At 48.1% G+C, this 13,484-nt stretch carries 11 protein-coding genes; 3 read left to right on the top strand and 8 right to left on the bottom strand.

Annotation, left to right across the window (positions count from 1 at the left end; translation table 11 throughout):
- Window positions 1–6 precede the first annotated feature (6 nt).
- Together pabB and Q4Q54_RS05360 are read left to right on the top strand one after the other, a co-directional pair.
- A complete protein-coding gene (gene pabB, locus Q4Q54_RS05355; protein WP_063882782.1) occupies window positions 7–1,419 on the top strand; it encodes an aminodeoxychorismate synthase component I in 1,413 nt (470 codons plus the stop codon).
- A gap of 31 nt (window positions 1,420–1,450) precedes the next feature.
- Window positions 1,451–2,038, top strand: a complete 588-nt coding sequence (locus tag Q4Q54_RS05360; RefSeq protein WP_063882784.1) for a CoA pyrophosphatase — start codon at window positions 1,451–1,453, stop codon at window positions 2,036–2,038.
- A gap of 64 nt (window positions 2,039–2,102) precedes the next feature.
- Here Q4Q54_RS05360 and Q4Q54_RS05365 read toward each other — a convergent pair whose 3' ends face one another.
- Window positions 2,103–2,438, bottom strand: a complete 336-nt coding sequence (locus tag Q4Q54_RS05365) for a hypothetical protein (protein WP_006081412.1) — start codon at window positions 2,436–2,438, stop codon at window positions 2,103–2,105.
- Window positions 2,439–2,588: 150 nt separating this feature from the next.
- Between Q4Q54_RS05365 and asnS the strand changes: the two genes are divergently transcribed.
- On the top strand, window positions 2,589–3,989 hold the full coding sequence (asnS, locus tag Q4Q54_RS05370) for an asparagine--tRNA ligase (protein WP_105252305.1): 1,401 nt from the start codon (window positions 2,589–2,591) through the stop codon (window positions 3,987–3,989).
- 263 nt (window positions 3,990–4,252) lie between these two features.
- On the opposite strand, the gene Q4Q54_RS05375 is transcribed toward asnS, so the two are convergent.
- The 7 genes from Q4Q54_RS05375 to hrpA all read right to left on the bottom strand — a co-directional run bounded on the left by Q4Q54_RS05375 (window position 4,253) and on the right by hrpA (window position 13,400).
- The gene (locus Q4Q54_RS05375) at window positions 4,253–4,618 is read right to left on the bottom strand and encodes a DUF1801 domain-containing protein (RefSeq protein ID WP_310795218.1); all 366 of its coding nucleotides are present in this window, start codon (window positions 4,616–4,618) and stop codon (window positions 4,253–4,255) included.
- A 332-nt stretch (window positions 4,619–4,950) separates the two neighbouring features.
- The gene (locus tag Q4Q54_RS05380) at window positions 4,951–5,538 is read right to left on the bottom strand and encodes a cytochrome c3 family protein (protein WP_259582965.1); all 588 of its coding nucleotides are present in this window, start codon (window positions 5,536–5,538) and stop codon (window positions 4,951–4,953) included.
- Window positions 5,539–5,546: 8 nt separating this feature from the next.
- Complete coding sequence (locus tag Q4Q54_RS05385; protein ID WP_311987914.1) at window positions 5,547–6,032, bottom strand: nitrate reductase cytochrome c-type subunit; 486 nt, start codon at window positions 6,030–6,032, stop codon at window positions 5,547–5,549.
- A gap of 10 nt (window positions 6,033–6,042) precedes the next feature.
- A complete protein-coding gene (gene napA / locus Q4Q54_RS05390) occupies window positions 6,043–8,532 on the bottom strand; it encodes a nitrate reductase catalytic subunit NapA (RefSeq protein ID WP_220593040.1) in 2,490 nt (829 codons plus the stop codon).
- Window positions 8,533–8,534: 2 nt separating this feature from the next.
- Window positions 8,535–8,792 (bottom strand): chaperone NapD, encoded by a 258-nt coding sequence (locus tag Q4Q54_RS05395; RefSeq protein ID WP_006086429.1) that lies wholly within the window; start codon window positions 8,790–8,792, stop codon window positions 8,535–8,537.
- Window positions 8,793–8,833: 41 nt separating this feature from the next.
- Entirely contained in the window at window positions 8,834–8,992 is a 159-nt protein-coding gene (locus tag Q4Q54_RS05400; RefSeq protein WP_028760147.1) for a nitrate reductase, read from the bottom strand.
- 532 nt (window positions 8,993–9,524) lie between these two features.
- On the bottom strand, window positions 9,525–13,400 hold the full coding sequence (gene hrpA, locus Q4Q54_RS05405) for an ATP-dependent RNA helicase HrpA (RefSeq protein WP_409438280.1): 3,876 nt from the start codon (window positions 13,398–13,400) through the stop codon (window positions 9,525–9,527).
- Between the last annotated feature and the right edge of the window lie 84 nt (window positions 13,401–13,484).

Here is a 13,484-nt window from a genome sequence, read left to right on the forward strand (position 1 = left end):
TAATCGATGGCAATTAGGGCGTCAAAACAGCTTGCATTACGCCAACTTGACTGGACATTAAGCACCGCAGCACTGTTCGAACACTTTGCCAATGACCCGTGGGCAATCCTGTTAGATTCGGCGAACGCGCCGCATCAGGATGCCAGATTCGACATCATTTGCGCCAATCCCATAGCAACATTAGTGACTCAGGGCGAGCGTAGCGATATAAAGCTCATCGATACGAGCTTGAGCTTACCCGAGGCGATGGACCCAAACCGTGATCCCTTCGACCTGCTCAACACTTTATTAAATCATTGGTATTCAAAATCTTTTGATTGCGATCTGCCCTTCAGTGGCGGCGCCATGGGCAGCTTTAGTTACGACTTAGGCCGTCGCATCGAATCCCTGCCAACAAGCGCTCAGCAAGATATTCAACTGCCAGAGATGAACATCGGCTTTTACGACTGGGCGTTAGTTTATGATTACCAAGCCCAGTGTTGGCATTTATTGCACTATTTAGGTGAAGCAGCACTCGACATTGAATTGAATAAAATTCAAGCGAAAATGGCGCATAAGCCAAATACCGCCGAATTCATGCTCACATGCCCATGGACTGCACAAATCGATAAAGCCCAATACACGGCCAAATTTGAGGCAGTACAAACCTATTTGCACAGCGGCGATTGCTATCAAATAAATTTAACCCAAAGATTTGAAGCTGACTATCAAGGCGACGAATGGTCGGCTTATTGCCAACTGCGCAATGCCAATAAAGCACCCTTCTCGGCCTTTATGCGTTTACCGCAAAATGCGATTTTATCGATTTCACCCGAGCGCTTTATTCAACTTCGCGGTGATGATATTCAGACTAAACCCATCAAAGGCACGCTGCCGCGCCACGCGGATCCAACGCTCGACGCCAAATCCGCGAGCACCCTTGCCAGCTCGCCAAAGGATCGCGCCGAAAACGTCATGATTGTCGATTTGCTGCGTAATGATATCGGCAAAGTGGCAACTGCTGGTTCGGTACGTGTACCGCATCTGTTTGAGATTGAAAGCTTTCCTGCCGTGCATCACCTTGTCAGTACAGTGACGGCTAAGCTTGATGCTAAGTACAGCGCCAGCGATTTGCTGCGCGCGGCGTTCCCCGGCGGCTCAATCACCGGCGCACCGAAAATCCGTGCCATGGAAATTATCGAAGAACTCGAACCTTCACGACGCAGTCTGTACTGTGGTTCTATGGGTTATATCAGCCAAGATAGCCAAATGGATACCAGTATCACCATTCGCACTATTGTGGCTGAGCAGGGGAAACTCTATTGCTGGGCGGGCGGCGGCATAGTGGCGGATTCAGAAGTGAATGCTGAATACCAAGAAACCTTCGATAAGATCAGCCGTATTTTACCTTTGCTTGGCGCAGAGCCGCAAAAGCCGTAAGCTTTAAGACTAAACAGTAACGAGAACGTCGATGGATCAAGCGGAATTTAGACTCAGATTTAATCTGCACCCTTTAGCGCTGCAAGATCCGGCGGCCTTCCCACACCTTGGACTGCGCAAAGCTGCGGTGTTGATCCCACTGCTGGATATCAACGGTGAACTGAATCTGATTTTAACCCAAAGACCCATGCACCTTCGCGCCCATCCGGGGCAGATCAGTTTCCCCGGCGGTAAAATTGAGCCCTACGATGTCGATGCGATTGCGGCGGCGTTAAGGGAAGCTGAAGAGGAAATTGGATTATCGCGGTATAACGTCGATGTGGTGGGCACATTTCCGGCCCACAATACCTTTACCGGATTTGAAATCACGCCAGTGGTCGGCATTATCAAGCAGGCATTTGATTGGAAACTCGATCCCGGTGAGGTAGCCGATTGCTTTACTGTGCCATTAAGCTTTTTTATTGAGCCGAGCAATCGCCACCAAAAACGCTTTTTACGCCAAGGGCGCTACTACAGCGTGCATTTCATCCCCTATCAACAACGCTTTATTTGGGGCGCGACCGCGGCCATTATCGACCATCTGTGCCGCCAGTTAAGCATTCCTGCCGATATTCTCTGACTTCATTTGCCATCGCTAAACCGTTAAAAAGCCAAACTGTTAAATTAGCCAAAGAATGGATAGCTTAAACCACCAAGTGAATATACAAACCGGCGACAATCGAGGTTAACAGCAACATGGGAATGTTAAACCAATAACCCATACGGCTATGGTGGGCGACATAATAGTTAAACGCTAAACTGACTAAACTAATGCCGCCACAGGTCCAAATCAAATACTGTAATAACTGGGTTTCGTGTGGATCCCAATGAACTCTGAATGTCGCGCCACGGCTTAAATAATCGCCGACTTCGCGGTCAGGCCTCGCATCACCGAACACTAATAACGCATAGACGGCCAACGCCCAGCCTAAAATGGATAATGTCGCGAGGATAATTTGAAATATTCTAACTTTACTCATACTGCCTCCCGCCGTTTAACTCACGATATCGCTAAATATCGGTAATATTAACCTCAGGATACCTTTTTCAGCTTGAGAAAAGCCACCAGCAAGGTAATATAAACCTCCAAAATTTTCATATAAAACGTTTCGTTGGAGAATTAAGCAACAATGAGCATCGCATCTGTCGCATCTGTATTTAAAGGTGAGCACGCCGTCGGTTCTAAAGTCACAGTTCGTGGCTGGGTCAGAACCCGTCGTGACTCTAAAGCCGGCATCTCTTTTTTAGCTGTTTATGACGGCTCTTGCTTTAATCCTATCCAAGGCGTCGTGCCCAATAGCTTAGATAATTACGACAACGAAGTGTTAAAGCTGACTGCGGGTTGTTCTGTTGTGATGACAGGTGACGTGGTGGAATCTCCAGGCGCAGGCCAAGCATTTGAACTGCAAGTGACTGAACTTGAAGTTGCTGGCTGGGTTGATGATCCAGACACTTACCCAATGGCCGCTAAGCGTCACTCGATTGAACATTTACGCGAATTAGCGCACTTACGCCCACGCACTAACATTATTGGTGCCGTTGCCCGCGTGCGTAACTGTTTATCCCAAGCGATTCACCGCTTCTACCACGAAGAAGGCTTTATTTGGGTATCTACCCCACTGATTACTGCATCAGATTGTGAAGGTGCCGGTGAGATGTTCCGCGTATCGACCTTAGATATGGAAAACCTGCCGCGTACTGAAGCAGGTAAAGTCGATTACGATAAAGATTTCTTCGGTAAAGAAGCTTTCCTAACCGTATCTGGTCAGTTGAACGCTGAAACCTACGCCTGTGCACTGTCAAAAGTGTATACCTTTGGCCCGACTTTCCGTGCTGAAAACTCAAACACTAGCCGCCACTTAGCGGAATTCTGGATGGTTGAGCCTGAAGTGGCCTTCGCTAACTTAAACGACATCGCTGGCCTTGCCGAAGCGATGTTGAAATACGCATTCAATGCCGTATTGACTGAGCGTATGGACGATTTAACCTTCTTCGCCCAGCACGTTGATAAGACAGTGATCGACCGTCTGCAATCTTTCGTTTCAAGCGATTTTGCACAAGTGGATTACACAGATGCGGTTGAAATTCTGCAAAACTGTGGCAGAACCTTCGAGTTCCCAGTGTCTTGGGGTATCGACTTATCTTCTGAGCATGAGCGTTACTTAGCCGAAGAACACTTCAAAGCCCCTGTGGTAGTGAAGAACTATCCGAAAGATATCAAAGCCTTCTACATGCGCTTAAACGATGACGGTAAAACCGTTGCCGCGATGGACGTGTTAGCCCCAGGTATCGGTGAAATCATCGGTGGTTCTCAACGTGAAGAGCGTTTAGACGTGCTGGATATGCGTTTAGCTGAAATGGATCTAAACCAAGAAGATTACTGGTGGTACCGTGATATGCGCCGTTATGGCACAGTGCCACACGCAGGTTTTGGTCTAGGGTTCGAGCGTTTAGTGTCTTACGTGACGGGCGTTAATAACATTCGTGATGTTATCCCATTCCCACGTGCACCGCGCACTGCGAACTTCTAATATCCTTTTGATTGGGCGTGTGACTCTTTGGAGTAACAAGCTCAACATTAGAATTAAGCTAAGGCGTCGCTACTGCGCCTTAGCAAAACGAAAAGGAGCTGAATATTCAGCTCCTTTTTTGTTTCTGCGCTTTTGCTAGCATGCTGAGCTAATACTCTGAACTAATACCATGAGTTAGCACCATAAATTATCATCACGACCCAACACTAATGCCTAACACTATTACCTAACATCATAAAGCGAAACATCCACTCATTCGCTTGTTACTTATCCGCTTGATGCAGCGCCTGCGTGATATATTCCGCCACGTGTTTAGCTGCGATTTCATCGATTGAGGTTAACTTGATATGGCGGCGAAATTTGCCACTGCCTTCGAGCACCTTGTGTGGATCGCTAAAGTTTGCGCCCAAGCTAAACTCCAATGACACATGCTGTTTATAGGCAAACACCCCACCAAAAGCGCTCTTCGTGCTAAAGAGTATTCCACCATATTTAACAGTTTCAGTGATATCGAGCGAGGATAAGGCGGCAGTGGCTTTAACGGTTTGGCGCACGCCCTGGACGATTTCAAGCAAGCTCGGGCTCATAAAACCGATGTCTTCTAAGAGTTTTTCAAGTTGTTCATTCATCATCGCCTCCTGCGTAATGGTATTTTCCATAGCGGCCTTTCCATAATGTCGATTGTATCCTGTACAGTGAACTGAATAAAACCCCGTCAGACTCTCATAAACAAAATCAATCGCTTAAACGTTATCTCAGCATGCCAACTACCAAGTGAAGTCGCAATGCCATGCTGCCATTACAATCAATAAAAAGGCCAAGCAGGTATGCTTGGCCTTTGGCTGGAGATATCTAACTAACCTTAAATAACACTAAGCAACACTGAGCATAAGCAACATCAAGTAAAACTAACACGAGCCTAAGTCGCGCTAAGCCACACGAGGTCTCACTCTGTTTAAGATTAGAAGCCCTTCACACCTGCCATATCGGGGAGATGGTGAGCAATCCCCTTGTGGCAATCGATACAGGTCTTTTCGCCGCTCGCCAGTGACGTTGAGTGCATCTGCGCCGCTCTGGGTGATTGGCGGGTAAAGTCCATGTACGTAAAGTTATGGCAGTTACGGCACTCGAGCGAGTCATTGGCCTTTAACCGCGCCCACTCATGCTCAGCTAACTCACGCCGTTTACTTTCAAACTTTTCTCGGGTGTTAATCGTGCCGAAAACCTTACCCCACACTTCCTTAGATGCCTGCATCTTACGGGCGATCTTATCTGTCCAGTTATGTGGTACATGGCAATCTGGGCAAGTTGCCCGCACACCACTGCGGTTAGTGAAATGAATCGTTGTCTGTAACTCTTGATAGACGTTATTTTCCATCTCATGGCAACCGATACAGAAGGCTTCCTTGTTGGTAGCTTCAAGGGCAGTGTTAAAGCCGCCCCAGAAAATCACCCCAGCCACAAAGCCACCTAAGGTCAAAAAACCTAAACTGTAATGCACACTCGGACGATTGAGTACCTGCCAGATTTTTTTCAGTTTATCTAACATGCTAACTCCTAGTGTTTTTTCTGCTCAGCGTTGGTTTTGATCAGATGTTCCATGTCTACAAAGTCGTTTTCGAGCAGTAATTTGGCATCTAACTGCGGCACATGACACTGAGTACAGAAATATCGACGCGGCGATAATTCGGCTAAGAAGTTATTATCCCTGTCCATATAGTGCGTGACACTGACCATAGGTGCTTGGGAATCCCCGATGCGACTGCGAGCATGACAGGCCATACACTTATTCACTTTAAGATCGAGCTGATAGCCGTCAATTTTGTGCGGGATCACGGGCGGCTGCATGGGATAGTTACGCACTTCCTTCACATCGGTATTACGCACGTTTTGCATCGCTGGCGGCGTCGGCTCGACATTGATAGGCGCTTGGCGCAGGGTATCAATTTTATCTTCGGGAATACTGGCGGCAGATACACTTGTCATCATTAATGCGCCAAAGGCCAGTAAACCGATCACTGAAACTAATTTTAGGGTTTTCATCGTGTTCTCCTTAAACCTTGACGATCTTCACCGCACATTTTTTAAAGTCAGTTTGTTTTGACAGGGGATCTGTCGCATCTAAAGTGACTTTATTAATGAGCTGGCTAGCATCAAACCAAGGCACAAACACTAAGCCCACAGGCGGTTTATTACGGCCACGGGTTTCAACTCGGGTCTTAATTTCACCCCGTCGTGACACCACACGAATTTCGTCACCACGGCGCAAACCGCGTTTCTTGGCATCTTCTGGATGCATAAAACACACGGCATCGGGGAAGGCACGATAAAGCTCAGGCACACGTTGGGTCATAGAACCCGAATGCCAATGTTCCAGTACTCGGCCCGTCGATAACCAAATATCATATTCTTCGTCTGGCGACTCAGCGGCGGGTTCATAGGGCAGCGCAAAGATCACCGCACGGCCATCTGGTTTACCGTAAAACTCAAAACCCTTACCTGCTTTAACATAAGGATCGCTACCCTCACGGAAACGCCACTTGGTTTCCTTGCCATCCACCACAGGCCAACGCAGACCATGGGCCTCGTGATAAGCATCAAATGGTGCTAAGTCGTGGCCATGACCGCGTCCAAAGGAGGCGTATTCTTCAAACAGGCCTTTTTGCACATAGAAACCAAAATGTTTCGCTTCATCGTTCAGATACTTAGGATCCGCATCCGTCAACGGGAACTTATCAACATTGCCGTTTTGGTACAGAACTTCGAATAGGGTTTTGCCCTTAAACTCTGGATTAGCGGCTAACACATCTTTTGGCCACACTTCATCTGTGGTGAAACGTTTCGCAAACTCCATCAGCTGCCACAGATCCGAATGCGACTCACCCGGCGCTTGCACCATTTGATGCCAGAACTGAGTACGGCGCTCGGCATTACCGTAAGCCCCCTCTTTCTCAACCCACATAGCAGTGGGCAAGATCAAATCGGCGGCTTGAGTGGTAACTGTGGGATAAGCATCGGACACCACGATAAAGTTGGCAGGGTTACGGTAACCCGGTAGCCCTTCTTCGTTAATGTTCGGCCCCGCCTGCATATTGTTGTTCACTTGCACCCAATAGCAGTTCAAGTCACCGTCTTTCAGGCGGCGATTCTGCTCGACAGCATGATAACCGGGTTTAGGCGGTATGATACCGCTTGGAATTTTCCACGTTTCTTCAGCATGTTTTCTGTGCTCGGGATTGGTCACCACCATGTCCGCAGGTAAACGGTGAGAGAAAGTCCCGACTTCACGGGCCGTGCCACAGGCCGATGGCTGACCTGTCAGCGAGAACGGACTGTTGCCAGGGGTAGAAATCTTACCTGTTAATAAATGGATGTTGTAAATCAGGTTGTTACACCACACACCACGTGTATGTTGGTTAAAGCCCATGGTCCAGAATGACGTCACTTTCGTATTAGGATCAGCATACAGCTTAGCCAATTCGATCAGCTTATCTTCTGGCACGCCAGACAGTTTACTGACTTTCTCGACTGTGTATTCGGCAACAAAGGCTTTGAAGGCTTCAAAATCGATTGGCGTTGAATCCCCCGCCGTTTTGACGTTTTTGGCTTTCTGTTCAAGCGGATGAGTCGGACGTAAACCGTAGCCGATATCAGTCGTGCCTTGGCGGAAATTTACGTGTTTCTTCACGAAATCCCAGTTCACTTTATCGTTTTGAATAATATAGTTAGCAATAAAGTTCAACATAGCCAAATCGGTTTGCGGGGTGAACACTATCGGTAAATCTGCCAGATCGAAGGAGCGATGCTGGAAAGTCGATAACACGGCCACTTTAACATGAGGTTCACTCAAGCGTCTGTCGGTCACGCGGCTCCACAGGATCGGGTGCATTTCGGCCATGTTCGAGCCCCAAAGCACAAACGCATCGGCGGCTTCCATATCGTCATAGCAGCCCATTGGCTCATCGATACCGAAAGTGCGCATAAAACCGACCACGGCCGACGCCATACAATGACGCGCATTAGGGTCGATATTGTTAGAGCCAAAGCCCGCCTTCATCAACTTAACGGCGGCGTAACCTTCCCACACAGTCCATTGGCCCGAACCAAACATGCCCACAGCGGTTGGGCCCTTGGCTTTAATGGTCTCTTTCCATTTTTGCGCCATGATATCGAAGGCGCTGTCCCAGCTTATCGGCGAAAACTCGCCGTGCTTGTCGTATTTGCCATCGGTCATTCGCAGCATGGGCGTGGTTAAGCGATCGCTGCCATACATGATTTTCGATAGGAAATAACCCTTGATACAGTTAAGGCCACGGTTCACTTCACTGTTGGCATCGCCATGGGTGGCCACCACTTTGCCATCGCGAGTGGCGACAATCACAGAGCAGCCCGTACCACAGAAACGGCAAGGCGCCTTGTTCCACTCTAATTTGGTTTGTTCTGAGCTGGTTATCAGGTTACTTGCGCCAGCGGGCAAGGCTAAACCTGCGGCCCCTGCAGCGGCGATCACCGCGTTGGCCTTAATAAAGTCACGTCTGTTCATATTCATTCTTCACCCTCTTCGAGCGTTTCACTCTGGTGGTAAACCATAGTGGCGGATAACACACCCGGAATGGCATTGATCGCTTCTATGCAGTCCATCAAGGCGCGCTGAGTCTCACCTTCGATAACCACGACCAATTTCACTTCGTTGTTGACGGAAAGTTCGGCATTTTCAATGGTCATGATCTCTTGTCTAACATCTGCCATTTTCTGCGGTAAGACCTGCACCACTAAACTGGTGATATGGAGTTCTTTGCTCATCCGACATTCCACTCTTTGTCTAATATTTGATAATAAAGTGATTAACCCGCTCCCGGCGGTCCAGTCAGGATCTGACTAAACCAAATTGCAAAGCCCAAGCCACTGACCAGCAGCACGGACAATAACGGTGCGAGAAATACGGTTAAAAAGATAAAAATTTTCAGTTCTAAGGATTTTTCTTCTGCGGTGCTAGCACTCATGCATCCTCCAAGAGGTGTGTTCCTGCCATTTTTTCGCGCTGGAACAAGCGTCAGCGGCAGGTTTTATGTATATCCGTTGCATCTTTAACTCACTCAAACATCATACCTTTTAGTTGTTAACAAACTGTATACCTCCAAATTGGTAAAGCTGATGATGCTTGATCCAGATCATCAATTTGGCGATAGATTTAACTAGCTCATGGTTTGTAAACGATTTACTAGATTGTAATGAGGTGAATTCGGACAAAGAAGTTATTAAGGTGTGGCTAAAACATGGTCAAAGATCAGTTTTTTAGCAAGGTGAATGTTTAAAATTAGCGCTAAATATCTCCAAAGGAGTAAAGCAAACTGATTAGGGCGTGTTGACGTTTCGAGATTAAATGTTGTTTGCTCAGGTAAGTTAGTGACCGCAAAACGAGAACGACTAAAACCACAAAGTAAAAACGCCGCTAAGTAAGCTTAGCGGCGTAATGAGATAACCAAGAATAACAACTATTGAGTCGTAAATAATAAATTCACTGACCTCATATTTTTATACTTGTTGGATATGATTCAAAATGCGTTTTTCAGATATCGGATAAGCCGTGCCTAACACCTGCGCAAAACAGGAAACACGATACTCTTCAATCATCCAGCGCGCTTCAATTAACGCGGGCGGTGTCGGCTGCGATCGTGGCACTTTCGCCAATTGTGCATTCAATGCTTCCTGCACCTTGTTAATACTCTGCATATGCAAACGGTCACGAGTTGGATCGACAGGTAACTTCTCGACACGGATTTCAATCGCTTTTAAGTAACGCGCCACATCGGCTAAACGATTCCAACCGCAGGATTCAACAAACCCTTTAAACACTAATTTGTCTAATTGGCTTTGAATATCACTCATAGCAAAAGCGATATCTAAGCTAATTTTGCCCTTGAGACGCTTTTTAATGCTCTGGTATAAGGTCAAAATCTGCTCAACCTTCAGGGCAATTTGCTCTGCTGTCGGGTTGAGCTCTTGGCGAACCCAATCCTTTGCCTGCTCAAATTGGGCTTGATTACGCACATCGAGGGCTTTTTCATCCAATAATTGCTGCACAGCGGCGGCAATTATGTCATCAATCAAGATTTGCACTTGACCAAAGGGATTGAAATACATCGCCAATTTTGCTTTATTTGGCAAAGCTTGCTGCAAATGTTTTACCGGTGATGGAATGTTTAACAGCAATAAGCGTCGCAGACCTTGGCGATGAGCATCTAGGGCTTCAAATTCATCATCAAATAATTTGATCGCAACACTGTCTTTTTTATCGATTAGTGCCGGAAACGCCCGTACTTGGTAATTGCCTTTTTGCTGTTGATATTGCTGCGGCAAATCGCCAAAGGACCACTCGGTTAACGCTTCTTGCTCTATGCCTTTATCCGCCACCTGACGAATGGCCTTCGCCACCACGCCCTGCAACTCGGCTTTTAAGGTATCGAGCACCCGACCTTCAGCCACTAAGTTGTGTTTATCGTCTTCGATTTTAAAGTTCATCTGCAAATGCGCGGGCAGTTGCGTTAAATCAAAATCTTCCGGCGATATACGCGTGCCACTCATGCGCAATAATTGCTTGCACATGGCTTCAAGCAAACTGGCACTAAAAGGCACCATGGCCTGCACACAAGCGCGGGCATAGTCAGGCGCTGGCACAAAGTTACGTCGTAAACTCTTAGGCAAAGATTTGATCAGCGCGATGCACTTTTCTTCCCTCAGCCCAGCCACTAACCAATCAAAATCGCTATCGTCGATTTGATTGAGCAGCGCCACCGGAATGTGCACCGACACGCCGTCATCCGCCGCAGCGGGTTCAAAGTGATAACTCAGCTGCAGGCGCAAATTGCCCTTGTGCCATGTATCGGGGAAATCCAAGGTCGAAATATGGTCGGCATTGCGCTGCATTAACAGCGCTTTGCTGAAATCGAGTAAATCCGGTTGCTCGCGCTTGGCTTTTTTCCACCAGCCGAAAAACAGCTGGGCGTTGTAAATCCCCTCGGGGATCCGCGGCTCGTAAAAATCCACCAACACTTGCTCGTCCACCAAAATATCGCGGCGACGGGATTTATGCTCGAGGGATTCAATGTCTTCGAGCAGCTTTTGGTTAGCGACAAAAAACGCTTCTTGGGTTTGCAACTGCCCTTCTGCCAAGGCGCTGCGGATAAAAATCTCACGCGCTTCAACGGGATCGATGGGGCCGTATTGCACTTTGCGACGGTGTACAACCGTCAAGCCATAGAGCACTTGATTCTCAAGGGCGATAACGCTGCCAGGTTTTGCCTCAAAATGGGGCTCTACATAGCTTTTCTTAATCAAATGCGCCGCTAAGGGCTCTAGCCATTCGGGTTCAATTTTGGCGCAGCAGCGGGCGAATAAGCGCGATGTTTCGGTAAGCTCAGCGGCCATGATCCACTTAGGGCCTTTTTTGGCCAACGGCGAACCGGGAAACACAAAGAATTTACGATTACGCGCACCTAAATACTCGTTATTGTTATCTTTAAAACCAACATGGCTCAACAAGCCCGACAACAGCGCACGGTGCAAGGTATCGTAACTTGGGGGCGTATCGTTTAAGCGCCATTTTAAATCGTGTACGGCTTGTTTAAGTTGGGCGTATAAATCCTGCCACTCGCGAACGCGCAAATAGGCCAAATACTCATCGCGGCATTTTTTACGGAACTGACTAGCAGATAACTCTTTTTGCTGATCTTTTAAGTGCTGCCACAGGTTAATCCAACTGACGAAATCGGAACTGGGATCGGCAAAACGGCGATGAGCTTCATCACTGGCTTGCTTCTTCTCCATCGGACGCTCACGGGGATCTTGAATCGATAAGCCCGCAGCAATCACCAGCACTTCGTTCAAACAGCCTAACTGCTGACTCTCGACCACCATACGCGCCAAACGCGGATCCACAGGAATTTGCGCCAGATTACGCCCAAGTGGTGTCAATACTAGCTTGCCGTGTTTGCTCTCAACCGCTTGTAATTCTTCGAGCAGCAAGAAACCGTCGCGGATATGGCGTGGATCGGGTGGCTCGATAAACGGGAAGCCGCCGATATCACCTAAACCGATGGCGAGCATCTGCAAAATGACCGAGGCCAAGTTAGTGCGCAGAATTTCAGGATCGGTAAACGCCGGACGATTATTAAAATCCGCCTCATCGTACAAACGAATACAAATACCCGGTCCCACACGACCACAACGGCCTTGACGCTGATTGGCGCTCGCCTGAGAGATAGGTTCAATCGGTAAACGTTGCACCTTAGTGCGGTAGCTATAGCGGCTAATGCGCGCTGTACCTGGGTCGATAACGTAGCGAATACCCGGCACAGTCAGCGAGGTTTCCGCCACGTTCGTCGCTAGTACAATCCGCCGACCTCTGTGACTACTGAAGACTTTGGACTGCTCGCCATAGGACAAACGCGCGTACAGCGGCAAAATTTCGGTATCGCGGTAATTACGCCGACTTAATTGTTCGGCCGTATCGCGAATTTCCCGCTCGCCGTTCATAAAGATCAGAATGTCGCCCAGCCCTTCGGCCACCAGCTCATCGACGGCGGCAAAAATGCCTTCAATTTGATCTAAATCGGCATCGCTATCTTGCACTAAGGGTCGGTAACGGGTTTCGACCGGAAAGGTACGGCCCGACACTTCGATAATCGGCGCATTGTTGAAATGCTTAGAAAAACGCTCAACGTCTATGGTCGCCGACGTGATGATGACTTTGAGATCGGGGCGTCTTTTAAGGATCTGTTTAAGGTAGCCCAGAATAAAATCGATGTTGAGGCTGCGCTCGTGGGCCTCATCTATGATGATGGTATCGTATTGGTCGAGATTGCGATCTGAGGTCAATTCCGCCAGTAAAATACCGTCGGTCATCAACTTAATATACGAGTCACTCTTAAGCGCATCGGCAAACCGCACTTTAAAGCCGACCACTTCACCGAGCGGGCTTTGTAATTCTTCAGCAACTCGGCTCGCCACGCTGCGCGCAGCCAATCGTCTTGGCTGGGTGTGGCCAATCATGCCACGGCAACCTAAGCCGAGTTCTAAACAAATTTTGGGAAGCTGCGTGGTTTTACCCGAGCCCGTTTCACCGGCAATGATCACCACTTGATTGCCTGCAATCGCGCGTGCAATGTCATCGCGCATCAAAGAAACGGGAAGGTTTTCAGGATATTGGATTTTAGGGCGAGCGTTACGGCGCTGCTCAACCTTCTCAAACGCCGCCTGCGCTTGCTCACTCAGCTGGGCTAAGACTTGGGTTTTTTTATCTGAGTCGGCTTCTTTATTGAGCTTAAATAAACGACGACGGATCCTAGACGCATCAGCCTGATAACAAAGATTAAGAAAGGCGTTCGATAGCGGATGTTTGTCTGAGTTCAAATCCAAATTCCATTGCTAGCATCAAAAACGGCGATCCTAGCAAGGAAAGTGGCGCAATGGTATTGCTAATTTACTCTGCACTCA

Origin of the sequence: Shewanella sp. SP2S2-4 (assembly GCF_031932025.1) — a bacterium.
GTDB classification, from domain to species: Bacteria; Pseudomonadota; Gammaproteobacteria; order Enterobacterales; family Shewanellaceae; genus Shewanella; species Shewanella baltica.

Excerpts from the sequence above, each read along its gene's own strand:
- Q4Q54_RS05385 (WP_311987914.1), bottom strand. The coding sequence starts at position 6,032 with ATGAAAACCCTAAAATTAGTTTCAGTGATCGGTTTACTGGCCTTTGGC.
- Q4Q54_RS05380 (WP_259582965.1), bottom strand. The coding sequence starts at position 5,538 with ATGTTAGATAAACTGAAAAAAATCTGGCAGGTACTCAATCGTCCGAGT.
- Q4Q54_RS05375 (WP_310795218.1), bottom strand. The coding sequence starts at position 4,618 with ATGAATGAACAACTTGAAAAACTCTTAGAAGACATCGGTTTTATGAGC.
- Q4Q54_RS05400 (WP_028760147.1), bottom strand. The coding sequence starts at position 8,992 with ATGAGTGCTAGCACCGCAGAAGAAAAATCCTTAGAACTGAAAATTTTT.
- napA (WP_220593040.1), bottom strand. The coding sequence starts at position 8,532 with ATGAACAGACGTGACTTTATTAAGGCCAACGCGGTGATCGCCGCTGCA.
- pabB (WP_063882782.1), top strand. The coding sequence starts at position 7 with ATGGCAATTAGGGCGTCAAAACAGCTTGCATTACGCCAACTTGACTGG.
- Q4Q54_RS05395 (WP_006086429.1), bottom strand. The coding sequence starts at position 8,792 with ATGAGCAAAGAACTCCATATCACCAGTTTAGTGGTGCAGGTCTTACCG.
- Q4Q54_RS05360 (WP_063882784.1), top strand. The coding sequence starts at position 1,451 with ATGGATCAAGCGGAATTTAGACTCAGATTTAATCTGCACCCTTTAGCG.
- Q4Q54_RS05365 (WP_006081412.1), bottom strand. The coding sequence starts at position 2,438 with ATGAGTAAAGTTAGAATATTTCAAATTATCCTCGCGACATTATCCATT.
- asnS (WP_105252305.1), top strand. The coding sequence starts at position 2,589 with ATGAGCATCGCATCTGTCGCATCTGTATTTAAAGGTGAGCACGCCGTC.